The organism is Streptomyces sp. NPDC059740 (genome assembly GCF_042733155.1).
Lineage (GTDB): Bacteria > Actinomycetota > Actinomycetes > Streptomycetales > Streptomycetaceae > Streptomyces.
Map to the genome: position 1 here is coordinate 1 of NZ_JBHWGP010000015.1, position 12,599 is coordinate 12,599.

A 12,599-nucleotide genomic window follows, 5' to 3' on the forward strand; every position below is an offset into this window, starting at 1 on the left:
GACGTGCCGACCTCCACCAGGCCCTGCTCGAACTGGCCTGCAGCCTGATATGCCTCCGCCGCCTCCGAACCTCATTCTGAAACGATCAGTAAGCCCTCCTCCCCCACGCCCTGGATCCGTCTCTGCCACGGCCGAAGAACGCCCTCGACTGCGGAGCTCCAAGGCTCCTTGCACAGCCCGCATGCGCTGGCCAGAGCACCCGGCACCCTTGGGAGCCCCCTGGGACTTGCCTGAACCCCTCGGCCGCATCAAGGGACACAAGCGTGAAACAACGAAGGGCATTTCCCCAGGTCAGAGGTAAACGGTCGGTCGCTTCCACAGGTCAGCTGAGCAGCTGTCGCCGGGGGTCATCTCGGCGCATTCCTCCACCCGGTCACGGACTCATGGGAGTTGCGAACACGCACTCCGCCCATACGGTCTTGCCCGGACCTCCGCGTCTATGATGCCAGCCCCAGCGAGTGGCGAGTGCCTCGACGAGAAGCAGCCCCCGGCCGCGGGGGTTTTCGGAGCCGGGCCTTGGCAGCCCTCCCGCTTCAGGCGGCGTGCATTCAGTACGGGTGTCGGTGACCTCGATCCTGATCGTGCGGGTGGGTGCGTTCGCATGCAGGAACAGGTGGAAGTCCCGCCCGGTGACGTGGCCGTGCCGTACGGCGTTGGTGGCCAGCTCGCCGAGGACCAGCACGATGTCTTCGTGCCGGCCGGCCCCGTACGGGAGGCCCCAGGTGTCCAGCCGGTGCGCGGCCAGTCGGCGGGCGAGGCGTGCACCGCGTGGGGTGGAGGTGAAACGCATCCGGAAGACGCAGCCCAAGTCGACGCCGGATGAGCCTGGTTGGGATGCGCCGCTGGGACCGGAGAGTTGAGTCGTCATGCCGACAACGGTGTCCGCGGTCGCGTAGCGTGACCAGTGGTGACATACCGACGCGGCCCGTTGTACCCGCGGCGGCGGTACGGGTACGAGGTGCGCGGTGTGACGAGTCCGCCGGGGCGGCGTTGGGCCAGGGAGGCGGTAGTGATGACCGAGGGTACGGGCGAGAGGGCCGGGATCGTGCCGGCAGAGGACGCGGGGCAGGAGGCGGACACGTCCGGCCAGGCTGTCGTCATCGCGTTCGGGCAGACGTTGAAGACGCTGCGAATGCGGGCGGGCCTAGAGCGTGAGGAGTTCGGGCGGCGGATCGGGTACTCGGCGTCCACGGTCGCCTCCTACGAGCAGGGCCGGCGCATTCCGTCGCCCAGGACCATCGAGCGGGCGGACGAGGTTCTGGACGCGGGTGGGTTGCTGACGGTGTGGAAGGAGCAGGTGGAGCGGGCTCAGTACCCGGTGTTCTTCCAAGGGATGGCAGCCCTGGAGAAGGTAGCCATCGAGCTGCTCTCGTACGACACGCTGGTGGTCAAGGGCCTGCTGCAGACCGAGGACTACATGAGGGCGGTGCTGGCCATGCGGCGCCCCCCTCTGGACCAGGAGACCATCGAGCAACGCGTGGCCGCTCGGTTGGCCCGGCAGGACATCCTCGACCGACACCCCGCGCCACTTCTCAGCTTCGTGATGGACGAGTCGGTATTGCGACGCCGGCTTGGAGGAAGGGACGTGCTTCGAGGGCAGTTGGAACATCTGCTGCTCGTCGGCCAGAAGCGAAACGTCGAGATCCAGGCGATGCCGCTCGGCTGCGAGGAAAACGCCGGCGTGGACGGAGCATTCACGGTCGTCACGCGTGACGACGGCAAGAAGTTCACCTATACCGAGGCGCAGGGATCCAGCACGCTTCAGACCGACCCCCAGCAAGCAGCGCTCGCTGCCGCCCGTTATGGGATCATCCGATCGCAGGCTCGCACTCCGCGAGAGTCTCTGGAGCTCATCGAGAGGTTGCTGGGAGAGCTATGAACACCGCTGAGTCCTCGGCCGTCGCGTCCGGCCTCGCCTGGTTCAAGAGCAGCTACAGCGGAGCAGAGGGCGGCGACTGCGTCGAGGTGGCGGCTGACCCGGAAGTCGTGCACGTCCGGGACTCCAAAACCGTGGCCGGGCCCGTCGTCCGTGTGTCACGTGAGGCGTGGGCAGGGTTCCTCAGGGAGGTCTGACGGCCGATGTCGTTACGTGCGCCCTGCCGCCCGCCCAAGGACGGCAGGGCGCTGAGGTCTTCCGCGAAGCGCCGCCGTCGCGGCAGCGTCACGGAATCAGGACGATCTTCCCCGTCGTGCGGCCGGTCATGATGCGCCGGTGGGCAGCAGCGGCTTCGCGGAGCGGGTAGCCGGCGGCGATCTCGACGTGCAGCCGTCCGGCCTGCGCGGCCTCGGTGAGCTGGAGGCGCGCGGCGGCTCGGATCTCCGTGCCGGGGTCCGCGCCGGGCCCGCCGCCCAGGCGCTTGATGCCGGCACCGGCCCCGCGCTCGAACGCCGCGATGGTGGCGATGCGGGACCGGTCCGCCACGAGTTCCAGCGAGACGTCCACCGCCTCGTCGGTGCCCACCAGGTCGGCGGCCGCGTGCACGCCCTCGGGCGCTGCCGCGCGTACCCGGTCGGCCAGGCCCGGCCCGTACGCGACCGGAACCGCCCCCAGGCCGCGCAGCACGTCGTGCTTGGCGGGGCTCGCCGTTCCCAGCACCGTGGCGCCGCGTGCGACGGCCAGTTGCACGGCGAACAGGCCGACGCCTCCGGCGGCGCCGTGGACGAGCACCGTCTCCTTTCCGCCCAGGCCGATCGCTTCGAGGACGTGCACGGCGGTGACGCCGGCGACCATCAGCCCGCCGGCCTGCTCCCAGGAGAGACCGGCGGGCTTGGGCACCACCGACGAGGCGGGGACGAGGAGTTCGGTGGCGTACGCGCCCGGCGCCCGATAGGCGATCACCTCGTCACCGACCTCGACCGGGCCGGCGGGGCCGCTCGCACCGGCGCCGACCGCGGTCACCACACCGGCCGCCTCGGAGCCGAGCCGCATCGGCAGCTTCGCCGGGTCGGCCCCGAAGGCACCGCTGTACAGCTTGTGGTCGACGGGGTTGACGCCGACGGCACGGACCTCGATGCGCACCTGGCCCGGACCGGGCTGCGGTACGTCGGCATCGGTCACGGCCAGCACTTCGGGACCGCCGTAGGCCCGCGCTACCACTGCTTCGCTCATGTCGGCGCTCAACACGGCGCCGGGGGGACTGATTCCCGCCCGGCGCACTGTTTGAACGGAGCGCTCCGCTCCGATAGCTTTTCATCCGGACGGACCCGCCGACACGGAGGACACCATGAACACCACGACCAAGGCGACGGCTCTGGTGACCGGCGGCAGCCGGGGGATCGGCGCCGCCACCTCCCGGGAACTCGCGGCTCGCGGCTACCGCGTGGCCGTCAACTACTTCTCCCGGCGCGATGCGGCCGACCAGGTGGTCAAGCTCATCGAGGCCGACGGCGGCGAGGCCTTCGCGATACAGGCCGACGTGTCCGACCCCGTCCAGGCGGCCGACCTGTTCGGGCAGGCCGCGGCCGACGGGCGCCTGGACGTCCTCGTCTGCAACGCCGGCGCCCGCTTCGTCCCCGCCCCCGTGCAGAGCCTCACCTGGGACGACTTCCGGACCAAGGTCACCGACGAGCTCGCCTCGGTCTACACCCTCACCCAGCAGGCGCTGCGGCTGATGGCGGCTCAGGGGCACGGCCGCATCGTGTACGTCTCCAGCGCCGTGGCCGACGGCCCGCCCGCCCCCGGCATGGCGGCCCACGGCACCGCCAAGGCGGCCCTGAACACCTTCGCCCGCTTCGTCGCCCACGAGGCCGGCCCCCTGGGCGTCACCGTCAACGTCGTGGCACCCGGCTACGTCCGCACCGAGGCCAGCGCGCACATGCCGCAGGAGTTCCAGCAGCGGCTGGCGCGCAATACCCCGCTGGGCCGGGTCGCGGAAGCGGAGGACGTGGCCCGGGCCATCGCCATGCTCGTCGGCGAGGAGGCGGCTTTCGTCACGGGCGAGGTGCTCACCGTCGACGGTGGACACGGCGTGGCCCGGCGCTGAAGGAGAATGCCGTTCCATGGGTGACACGCAGACCGGCGCGCCTCGTGGCCGCCGGCGGGAGGCGGACCGCAACGACGCACGCCTGATGGAGGCCGCGCGCGAGGTCTTCGCCGAGCTGGGCTGGGACGCGCCCGTCTCGGAGATCGCGCGGCGGGCCGGCATCGGCATGGGCAGTCTCTACCGCCGCTACCCCAGTAAGGAACTGCTGGCCCAGCGGATGCGTGTCGTGGGGATGGAGCAGCTCGCCGCGCAGGCACGGACGGCCCTGGCCCAAGAGCCCGACCCCTGGGCGGCCTTCACCCGCTTCTTTCGCGAGGCGCTCTCCACCCACGGGTCGGGCAGTCCTCTGCTCCCGCTGGTCGGCGGCCGGCTGCCGGCCACGGAGGAGATCACTGCCGCCGCCACCGGACTGCGGGCCGCCCTCGACGAACTGGTGGAGGGTGCGCACCGGGCAGGGGCGCTGCGTGCGGACTTCACCTCCGCCGACGTCCCCCTGCTGCTCGAACACCTCACCGCACGAATGCCCGTCACCGACGTGCGGGCCGTCTCGCTGCACCTGCGCTACCTGGACCTGGTCCTCTGCGGACTGCGGGCCTCCGGCGCCGCCGGGCCCGACCCCCTGCACGGCCCGCCGCCGAACTGGGCGGAGCTGCGCGCGTTGTGGAACGCGCCGGAGAGCTGAGGCAGTGGGGCGCACCGCCGGGTGGGGGGTAGACCGTCGGCGCACCGGCGGACGGTCAGAAGGCTCGGACGCGGCGGGTCCAGGCGCGCGGTGCGCGCCGAGCGCGGTGGCCTCCTCGCCGACCGGGACGGTGTCGCGGGCACGACTGCGTCCACGAGCCGGTGCGGTGCGGGCGCTCCGGCGGCCGGGGCACTCACGCCCACCGCGCCGGTGGTCGGCGTCCGGGGACGTCCTCCGTCTGCGCCGGGGCCCGCGAACGGCCGACCGCTCACCCCTGCGACAGCAAGTAGGCGTGCCGCCAGGCGATGGCGGTGGCCTGGGCGATGCCGCCGGTGACCGTGGCGTCCTCCCCCACGGTGGAGGCCGCGAGGTCGGGGAGCGGCAGCGGGATGAGTTCGGTGAGCCGCTGCACGAGCGGCTTCACCAGGTGCGGGGCGTGCCGGCCGAGGGCGCTGCCGCCGAGCACGATCAGCTGGGGGTCGAGCAGTGCGATGACGGGGACGAGGGCGCGCGCGAGGAGGTCGGTCTCCCGCGCGATGACGGCCGCGGCGGCCGGGTCCCCCTGCCGGGCCGCAGTGAAGACCTGGTCCGGCGTGCAGTCGGCGCCCAGGCCGGCCTCCCGGGCCGCCGCCACGATCGCCTCGGCTCCCGCGCTGCTCTCGAACATGCCGCGCTCCCGCAGTTCCCCGGCGGGGAGGCCCGTGGGGTCGCCCACCAGCAGGAAGGACGCCTCGCCGGCCGCGCCCCGCGCCCCGCGGTGCAACCGGCCGCCGGTGATCGTGCCGATGCCGATCCCGGTGCCGACGGAGAGGAAGACGAAGTCGTCGATGCCGCGGCCGACACCGGCCGCCTGCTCGCCCAGCGCCGCCAGGTCGACGTCGTTCTCGAAGCTGACCCGGTCCCCGAGTTCCTCCGCGAGCAGCGCGACGACGGCCGGCCGGTCCCAGCCGGGGATGTTGACGGCCTGCCGCACCCGTCGGGAGGCCGGGTCGTAGATGCCCGGGCTTGCGATGACGATGCTGTGCACGTCGCTGCGGGCGACCCCGTTGCCCTCCAGCAGGTCGGTCACCAACCGGGCGATCTGCTGGACGAGTTGTGTGGCGTCGCGGGTCTGCGCCGGTTCCTGCCGGCGTTCGACGACGGTCTCGCCCAGGTCGGCCAGGGCCAGCCGGATCCGGTGCGAGCTGACGTGGACGCTGACCACGCGGCCGGCGTCGACGTCCGGCTCCCACAGGCGGGGGGCTCGGCCGGCGCGGCCGGTGCGCAGGCCCGTCTGACGCACCAGTCCGGCCGCCTCCAGGCGGGCCACGGCGAGGTTCACGGTGGGGCGCGAGAGTCCGGTGCCGGAGGACAGCTGCGAGGTGGACAGCGGCGCCTGTCCTCGCAGGTGCCGCAGGACGACCCACTCGTTCGCCTGGCGCATGCTGCCCGGTCCCCGCATGGCCGTGCGCGAGGGGGGCGAGACCAGGCTGTTCGCTTTCGTGGGCATGGCCGTCATCCTTCCACGTGGCCGGCGGGAACCAGGCAGGTCACCCGACCTGTTGATTTTGTTAAGAAGGACTCGTTACATTCACCGGACCATCGTCCCACTGCAAAGGCGCAGCGTCGTGTCGTCTCCCCCCTCCACCGGCGGCCTGGCCCGTCGGATAGGCCTGCTCCCGGCCACCGCGTTGAACATGAGCCAGATGGTCGGCGTCGGCCCGTTCATCACCATCCCGCTCATGGTCGCCGCCTTCGGCGGGCCGCAGGCCGTCCTCGGCTGGGTGGCCGGTGCCCTCCTCGCCCTCTTCGACGGCCTCGTCTGGGCGGAACTGGGTGCCGCGATGCCCGGCGCCGGCGGCACCTACGTCTACCTCCGGGAGGCGTTCCAGTACCGCAGCGGCAAGCTGATGCCGTTCCTGTTCGTCTGGACGGCGATCCTCTTCGTCCCCCTCATCATGTCCACCGGTGTCGTCGGCCTGGTCCAGTACCTCGGCTACCTGTGGCCGTCGATGGGGCAGGTCTCCGGCGACCTGGTCGGTCTGGGCCTGATCGCCCTGATCGTGCTGCTGCTGTGGCGCCGCGTCGACTCCGTCGCCCGGCTCACCACCGTCATGTGGGGCGTCATGCTGCTCGCCGTGGTGCTGGTCGTCGCCGCCGCCTACAGCCACTTCGACGCCGCGCACGCCTTCGACTACCCCCGTGGCGCCTTCGACCTGTCCGGGGCGAGGTTCTGGACCGGTTTCGGCGCCGGCCTCGCGGTCGGGGTGTACGACTACCTCGGCTACAACACCGCGGCCTACCTCGGCAGCGAGTTGAAGAACCCGGGGCGCACCCTGCCGCGCTCGACCGTCACCGCCATCCTCGGGGTCATGGTGATCTACCTGCTGCTACAGGTCGGCGTGCTCGGCGCGGTCGACTGGCACCGGATGCTCGACCCCGGCTCGGCCGTCTACCAGTCGATGGCCTCGGTCGTCCTCGAACAGGCCTGGGGCCGCGGCCCGGCCCAGGTGGTCACCGTCCTCATCCTGGTCACCGCCTTCGCCTCGGTCCTCGCGGGACTGCTCGCCGGCTCGCGCATCCCGTTCGACGCCGCGCGGGACGGCGTCTTCTTCCGTTCCTTCGCGCGCCTGCACCCGCGGCACGGCTTTCCCATGGTCGGCCTGGTCACGATGGGCCTGATCACCGCGGTGGGCTTCATGATCGGCCGGCACACCGACATGGGCACCCTCATCCAGCTGCTGACCACCGTCATGGTGCTGGTCCAGACGCTCTCGCAGATCGTGGCGCTGACCGTGTTGCGCAGACGGCAACCGCACCTGCGCCGCCCCTACCGGATGTGGCTCTACCCGCTGCCGAGCGTGCTGGCCTTCGCCGGCTGGGCCTACATCTACGTCTACGCCGACCACAACGCCCCGGGCCGCCACCCCATCGAGTGGTCGCTGGCGTGGGTCGCCCTCGGCGTCCTGGCGTTCCTGCTGTGGGCCCGCAAGGAGCGCATCTGGCCCTTCGGCGACAGGCAGATCCACGAGCAGTACGCCGGAGCCTCACCCGACGTCCCCAAGGAGCCGGTCACTCCATGACCACCAGCACCACCGCTGCCGTCCCCGCCGCCCCGGCGGGCACCACGCCGTTCCACGTCCTCGCCGTCGACCTCGGCGGCACCAAGGTCGCCCTGGCGACCACCGACCCGGACGGCACCGTGCTCCACCGCACGACCCTCCCCACCCTCGCCGACCAGGGCGCCGGCCAGGTCATGCGCCGGGTCGGCGAGGCAGGACGCGCACTGGTCGCCCGCACGGCCGCCGAGGGGCACGGCCCGCTGCGCGCGGTGGCCGCGGTCTCCCCGGGCATCGTGTGGGAGGACCGCATCCTGCTCGCCCCCAACAACCCCGGCTGGGAGCGGCTCGCGCTGCCCGCCACGCTGCGTGCCGCCTTCGGCACCGACACCGTGGCGGTCGAGACCGACGTCAAGGCCGCCGCCCTGGCCGAGGCCCGCTGGGGCGCCCTCGCCGGGTCGGACTGCGGCATCTTCCTCAACCTCGGCACCGGCCTGTCCGCCGCGCCGGTGATCCACGGCCGGGTGCTGGACGGTGCCCACCGGGCGGCCGGGGAGATCGGCTCCCAACTGCTGGGCGTCGCCGACCTCGCGGGGCTCGGCGACGGCCGCGCCCCGCTGGAGCAGCACGTCTCCGGGCGCGCTCTCGCCGACCGCGGCTCCGCGCTGCTGGGCCGTGCGGTCACCACTGCCGAGGTGTTCGCCCTCGCCGGGCACGACCCGGCGGTGGCCCAGTTGGTGGACGAGGCGCTGGACACGCTCGGCGTGCACCTCGCCAACCTCGCCATCGCGCTGGACCCGGACACCGTAGCCGTCGGTGGCGGCCTGACCCGTTCGGCCGACCGCGTCCTTCCCAGGCTGCGCCACATCCTGGACCGGGCCGTCCCCTTCCCCCCGTCCCTCGTGCCCGCCCGCTTCACCGAGACGGCGCCGCTCACCGGGGCCGTCCTCCTGGCCCTGGACGCGGCAGCCGGACAGCGGGGCGGGGCGTCAACTCCCAGCTGTGGGAAGGTGGTTACCGGGCCGTGAGTCCGGAGCGGCGGGCGCCCGTTCGCCGAAGCCGGCCTCTGGACCATCCGCGTCCCCGTGCCGTACCGTCCTCGCCTCCGCACCGGCCGCCGCGCCGGAGTGGTACACGGCGGGCTGTACCGAAGGCCGGGAGCAGGGCTCGGGCCGCGCGGACCTCGGTCGCTGCACGACTGCCGCCGACGTCTCGGCCCCGCGTCGTCCCCGGCAGCCCGCACGGTCCGGTCACCGCACGGGCCTTTTACGTGGCGGCGGCACACCGGGGGCGTCGCGGCACGGCCCGGGGCCCCGGGCCCGCCGCCCCGGCCAGCCGCCGCCGGGCCGCCTCAGCCCACCTGCTCCGGCGGCAGGCCGTGCCGCCGGATCACCTCGGCGTACCAGTGGGCGCTGGCCTTGGGGATGCGGCGCTGGGTGGGGTAGTCGACGTAGACGGCTCCGAAGCGCTTGGAGTAGCCGTACGCCCACTCGAAGTTGTCCATCAGCGACCAGAGGAAGTAGCCGCGGACGTCGACCCCGTCGGTGACGGCCCGCCGCACCGCGGCCAGATGGCTGTGCAGGTAGGCGATGCGCTCCGGGTCCTCGACCGTCCCCTCGGGGGTGAGGACGTCCTCGTAGGCGGCCCCGTTCTCGGTGACCATCAGCGGCAGCCTCGGGAACTGTTCGCTGAGCCCGCGCAGCAGCGTGTACAGCCCGTCGGCGTCGACCGCCCAGTTCATGGCGGTGCGCCGACCCTCGGCGAGGTGGAAGGCCACGTCCTCGGAACCGGTCCACGGGGAGTGGTCGCTGCGTCCGTGCCCGTCGTCGGCGGAGTCACCGGCCCCGTCGGCGGGGCGGGAGACCACCGTCGGGGTGTAGTAGTTGACGCCCAGCACGTCGATGGGGCGGGAGATGGTCTCCAGGTCGCCGGGGTGGACCAGGCCGTCCCAGTCGACCACCCGCGCGGTGTCGGCCAGCAGGTCCTCGGGGTAGGCGCCGGTCAGGATGGGGCCGGTGAAGATGCGGTTGCCGACCGCGTCGATGCGGCGTGCGGCGTCCACGTCCGCGGCGGCCTCGGTCAGGGGGCGGATCTGGTGCAGGTTGAGCGTCACGGAGATCTGCGCGCGGGCGGGGAGGCGTGCGCGCAGGGCACCGACGGCCTCCCCGTGGGCCAGGTTGAGGTGGTGGGCGGCGCGGAGGGTGGCGGCCGGGTTGGTGCGCCCCGGGGCGTGCACCCCGGAGCCGTAGCCCAGGAACGCCGAGCACCAGGGCTCGTTGAGGGTGGTCCAGAAGCCGATGCGGTCCCCCAGCGCGTCGCCGACCAGCGCCGCGTACTCGGCGAAGCGGTGGGCGGTGTCGCGGTGCGGCCAGCCGCCGGCGTCCTCCAGGTCCTGCGGCAGGTCCCAGTGGTAGAGGGTGGCGACCGGGGTGATGCCGGCTTCCAGGAGGGCGTCGGTGAGCCGCCGGTAGAAGTCGAGGCCGCGTTGGACCGCGGGTCCCCGACCGGTGGGCTGCACGCGGGACCAGGAGACGGAGAAACGGTACGCCGCCAGGCCGAGGTCCTTCATCAGCCGGACGTCGTCGCGGTAGCGGTGGTAGTGGTCGGCGGCGACGTCCCCCGTGTCGCCGCCCAGGACCCGGCCCGGGGTGTGGCTGAAGGTGTCCCAGATGGACGGGGTCCGGCCGTCCTCCGCGGCGGCGCCCTCGACCTGGTAGGCGGCGGTCGCGGCGCCCCAGACGAAGCCGGGCGGGAAGGGCTCGGCGGCGGGGGTGCTCTGGAGGTGGGTCTCGGATTCTGTGGCGGTCATGGTGAGAGTGCTCCCGGAGGTGACGTCGCAGGCGGGGATGGGCCGGTGGACGTGGGTGGGGCCCGCCCGGGCGGTGGCGCCCGGGCGGGGTGGGGACAGGGGGGTCAGCCCTTGACGGCGCCGGACATGATGCCTCCGACGATCTGCTTGCCGAAGACCACGAAGACGATCAGCAGTGGCAGGGCGCTGATCAGGGCGCCGGCCATGACGATGGACTGGTCCGGGGTGTAGGAGGCGCTGAGCTGTCCCAGGGCGACCTGGATGGTGGGGTTCTGCTGGTTGAGGGCGAGGAAGGGCCAGAAGAAGTCGTTCCACGCCTGCACGAAGGTGAGCATGCCGAGCACCATCATGGCGGGGCGGGCCACCGGCAGGACCACGCTGCGTACGATGCGCAGGTTGTTCGCCCCGTCGACCTTGGCTGCCTCGACGAGTTCGTAGGGCAGCGCCTCGATCAGGTACTGGCGCATGAAGAAGACGCCGAAGGCGCCGACCAGGGTGGGGAAGATGACCGACTCCAGCTTCCCGCCCCATCCGATGCCGGACATCATCATGAAGAGCGGGACGACGCTGAGCTGCGGCGGGATCGTCAGGGTCGCGATGACCGCGGTCATCAGCGGGCCGCGCCCGCGGAAGCGCATCTTGGCGAAGGCGTAGCCCGCGAGGGTGCAGAACAGGAGCGTGGCCACCGTGATGCAGCCGGAGACGATGAGGCTGTTGACGATCGCCTTGCCCAGGTTCGCCTGCTGCCAGGCGGCCTGGAGGTTGTGGCCGAGGCGGGTGCCGGGGAGCAGCGGGGGCGGGGTGTTGAGGACGTCCTGCTGGTCGTGGGAGGCGGCCACCAGCGTCCAGTACAGCGGGAAGAGGGAGCCGATGCCCACGACGACGAGGCAGAGGTAGGTGAAGGGGCCGCCCTTGAGCTGGTCACCGGCGCCGATCCGGGGGCGTCTGCCGCGGCGGCCCGCCGGGCTGCTCGCAGCTGGGCGGCGGGGAGCTTGCAGGCCCGGGGTGCTGGGGGTGCTGGTCATGGTCATGTGTCGTCACGCTCCCGGTCAGGCCGCGCTCTTGCGCACGGTGCGGCCGACGATCCAGTTGATCAGGGCGATGAGCAGCAGCAGGACGAGCATGGCCCAGGCGACTGCGGCGGCGGGGCCCAGGTGACCGAGCTTCCAGCCGTAGTTGTAGAGGTAGACGCTGAGCGTCTCGTACTGGTGCTCGTTGCCGCCGGTGGAGCCGAGGGTGCCGCCTTCCAGCAGCAGTGGCTCGCCGAAGAGCTGCATGGAGCCGATGGTGGAGATGACGACGGTGAAGAGGATCGTCGGGCGCAGCGAGGGGATGGTCACCTTGCGGAACTGCTGCCAGCGCGAGGCCCCGTCGATCGACGCCGCCTCGTAGAGGTCGGTGGGCACGGCCTGCATCGCCGCGAGGTAGATCAGCGTGTTGTAGCCCGTCCAGCGCCAGATGACGATGACCGAGATGGCGATCTTCGAGGTCCAGTGTCCGTTGGCCCAGTTGGTCTCGCCCAGCCCGACGAAGTGCAGCAGCCAGTTCAGAAGCCCGCCGTCGGCGCGGAAGACCAGCGCGAAGACCAGGGCGGCGGTGGCGACCGAGGTGGCGTAGGGGGTCAGGATGACGGTGCGCCAGAACGTGGTGGCGCGCAGTTTGTAGTTGAGCAGGTGGGCGAGGCCGAGGGCGACCAGGAGCTGCGGGACGGTCGACATCACGCCGATGGCGAAGGTGTTGCCGACGGCGGTCCAGAACTCCCCGTCGACGAGGATCTTGGCGAAGTTGTCCAGACCGACCCACTCGGACTGGTCGAGCCCCGTCATCTCCACCCGGTGCAGGGCTATCCAGCCGGTGTAGAGCAGCGGGTAGAGGCCGAAGGCGCCGAAGACGAGGAAGAACGGGGCGATGTAGGCGTAGGGCGAGGCCTTGTCGTCGAGGCGCCACAGCCTGGCGCGCCAGGCCCGGGCGGTGGCCGCCCTCTTCGGGGCGTCGGGGCCGGGAGGCGGTGGGGCGTACGCACCCCGGGTCGGGGTCGAGGTTGCCACTGGGAGGTCCTTCCCTGGGGTGTCGGCCCTGCCGCGCCG

At 72.2% G+C, this 12,599-nt stretch carries 12 protein-coding genes; 6 read left to right on the top strand and 6 right to left on the bottom strand.

Annotation, left to right across the window (positions count from 1 at the left end; genetic code table 11):
- Window positions 1-373 precede the first annotated feature (373 nt).
- Complete coding sequence (locus ACFV3R_RS19085; RefSeq protein WP_385583871.1) at window positions 374-790, bottom strand: ATP-binding protein; 417 nt, start codon at window positions 788-790, stop codon at window positions 374-376.
- A gap of 222 nt (window positions 791-1,012) precedes the next feature.
- Here ACFV3R_RS19085 and ACFV3R_RS19090 point away from each other — a divergent pair, with 222 nt between their 5' ends.
- On the top strand, window positions 1,013-1,879 hold the full coding sequence (locus ACFV3R_RS19090) for a helix-turn-helix domain-containing protein (RefSeq protein ID WP_385583874.1): 867 nt from the start codon (window positions 1,013-1,015) through the stop codon (window positions 1,877-1,879).
- A complete protein-coding gene (locus ACFV3R_RS19095) occupies window positions 1,876-2,073 on the top strand; it encodes a DUF397 domain-containing protein (RefSeq protein WP_385583878.1) in 198 nt (65 codons plus the stop codon). Before ACFV3R_RS19090 ends, ACFV3R_RS19095 begins: the two co-directional genes overlap by 4 nt.
- 88 nt (window positions 2,074-2,161) lie before the next feature.
- On the opposite strand, the gene ACFV3R_RS19100 is transcribed toward ACFV3R_RS19095, so the two are convergent.
- Complete coding sequence (locus ACFV3R_RS19100) at window positions 2,162-3,109, bottom strand: zinc-binding alcohol dehydrogenase family protein (RefSeq protein ID WP_385583881.1); 948 nt, start codon at window positions 3,107-3,109, stop codon at window positions 2,162-2,164.
- Window positions 3,110-3,224: 115 nt separating this feature from the next.
- Here ACFV3R_RS19100 and ACFV3R_RS19105 point away from each other — a divergent pair, with 115 nt between their 5' ends.
- Both ACFV3R_RS19105 and ACFV3R_RS19110 read left to right on the top strand, forming a co-directional pair.
- On the top strand, window positions 3,225-3,983 hold the full coding sequence (locus ACFV3R_RS19105; RefSeq protein WP_385583884.1) for an SDR family oxidoreductase: 759 nt from the start codon (window positions 3,225-3,227) through the stop codon (window positions 3,981-3,983).
- 16 nt (window positions 3,984-3,999) lie between these two features.
- Window positions 4,000-4,665 (top strand): TetR/AcrR family transcriptional regulator, encoded by a 666-nt coding sequence (locus ACFV3R_RS19110; protein WP_385583887.1) that lies wholly within the window; start codon window positions 4,000-4,002, stop codon window positions 4,663-4,665.
- A 268-nt stretch (window positions 4,666-4,933) separates the two neighbouring features.
- Here the strand turns inward: ACFV3R_RS19110 and ACFV3R_RS19115 are convergent, their stop codons facing one another.
- Complete coding sequence (locus tag ACFV3R_RS19115; protein ID WP_385583891.1) at window positions 4,934-6,154, bottom strand: ROK family transcriptional regulator; 1,221 nt, start codon at window positions 6,152-6,154, stop codon at window positions 4,934-4,936.
- 118 nt (window positions 6,155-6,272) lie between these two features.
- Between ACFV3R_RS19115 and ACFV3R_RS19120 the strand changes: the two genes are divergently transcribed.
- Window positions 6,273-7,727, top strand: coding sequence for an APC family permease (locus tag ACFV3R_RS19120; protein WP_385583894.1), 1,455 nt, complete (start codon window positions 6,273-6,275; stop codon window positions 7,725-7,727).
- Window positions 7,724-8,731, top strand: coding sequence for an ROK family protein (locus ACFV3R_RS19125; protein ID WP_385583897.1), 1,008 nt, complete (start codon window positions 7,724-7,726; stop codon window positions 8,729-8,731). The genes ACFV3R_RS19120 and ACFV3R_RS19125 overlap by 4 nt, the downstream gene beginning before the upstream one ends.
- A gap of 323 nt (window positions 8,732-9,054) precedes the next feature.
- Here ACFV3R_RS19125 and ACFV3R_RS19130 read toward each other — a convergent pair whose 3' ends face one another.
- The 3 genes from ACFV3R_RS19130 to ACFV3R_RS19140 all read right to left on the bottom strand — a co-directional run bounded on the left by ACFV3R_RS19130 (window position 9,055) and on the right by ACFV3R_RS19140 (window position 12,560).
- Complete coding sequence (locus tag ACFV3R_RS19130; RefSeq protein WP_385583900.1) at window positions 9,055-10,512, bottom strand: GH1 family beta-glucosidase; 1,458 nt, start codon at window positions 10,510-10,512, stop codon at window positions 9,055-9,057.
- A 104-nt stretch (window positions 10,513-10,616) separates the two neighbouring features.
- Window positions 10,617-11,543 carry a carbohydrate ABC transporter permease gene (locus ACFV3R_RS19135; RefSeq protein WP_385583903.1) on the bottom strand — a complete coding sequence of 309 codons (927 nt, stop codon included), beginning with the start codon at window positions 11,541-11,543 and terminating at the stop codon, window positions 10,617-10,619.
- An 18-nt stretch (window positions 11,544-11,561) separates the two neighbouring features.
- Entirely contained in the window at window positions 11,562-12,560 is a 999-nt protein-coding gene (locus tag ACFV3R_RS19140) for a carbohydrate ABC transporter permease (RefSeq protein ID WP_385583907.1), read from the bottom strand.
- Window positions 12,561-12,599 lie beyond the last annotated feature (39 nt).

Coding starts and splice junctions, on each gene's coding strand:
- ACFV3R_RS19110 (WP_385583887.1), top strand. CDS start 4,000: ATGGGTGACACGCAGACCGGCGCGCCTCGTGGCCGCCGGCGGGAGGCG.
- ACFV3R_RS19115 (WP_385583891.1), bottom strand. CDS start 6,154: ATGCCCACGAAAGCGAACAGCCTGGTCTCGCCCCCCTCGCGCACGGCC.
- ACFV3R_RS19100 (WP_385583881.1), bottom strand. CDS start 3,109: ATGAGCGAAGCAGTGGTAGCGCGGGCCTACGGCGGTCCCGAAGTGCTG.
- ACFV3R_RS19085 (WP_385583871.1), bottom strand. CDS start 790: ATGCGTTTCACCTCCACCCCACGCGGTGCACGCCTCGCCCGCCGACTG.
- ACFV3R_RS19130 (WP_385583900.1), bottom strand. CDS start 10,512: ATGACCGCCACAGAATCCGAGACCCACCTCCAGAGCACCCCCGCCGCC.
- ACFV3R_RS19090 (WP_385583874.1), top strand. CDS start 1,013: ATGACCGAGGGTACGGGCGAGAGGGCCGGGATCGTGCCGGCAGAGGAC.
- ACFV3R_RS19095 (WP_385583878.1), top strand. CDS start 1,876: ATGAACACCGCTGAGTCCTCGGCCGTCGCGTCCGGCCTCGCCTGGTTC.
- ACFV3R_RS19135 (WP_385583903.1), bottom strand. CDS start 11,543: ATGACCATGACCAGCACCCCCAGCACCCCGGGCCTGCAAGCTCCCCGC.
- ACFV3R_RS19105 (WP_385583884.1), top strand. CDS start 3,225: ATGAACACCACGACCAAGGCGACGGCTCTGGTGACCGGCGGCAGCCGG.
- ACFV3R_RS19125 (WP_385583897.1), top strand. CDS start 7,724: ATGACCACCAGCACCACCGCTGCCGTCCCCGCCGCCCCGGCGGGCACC.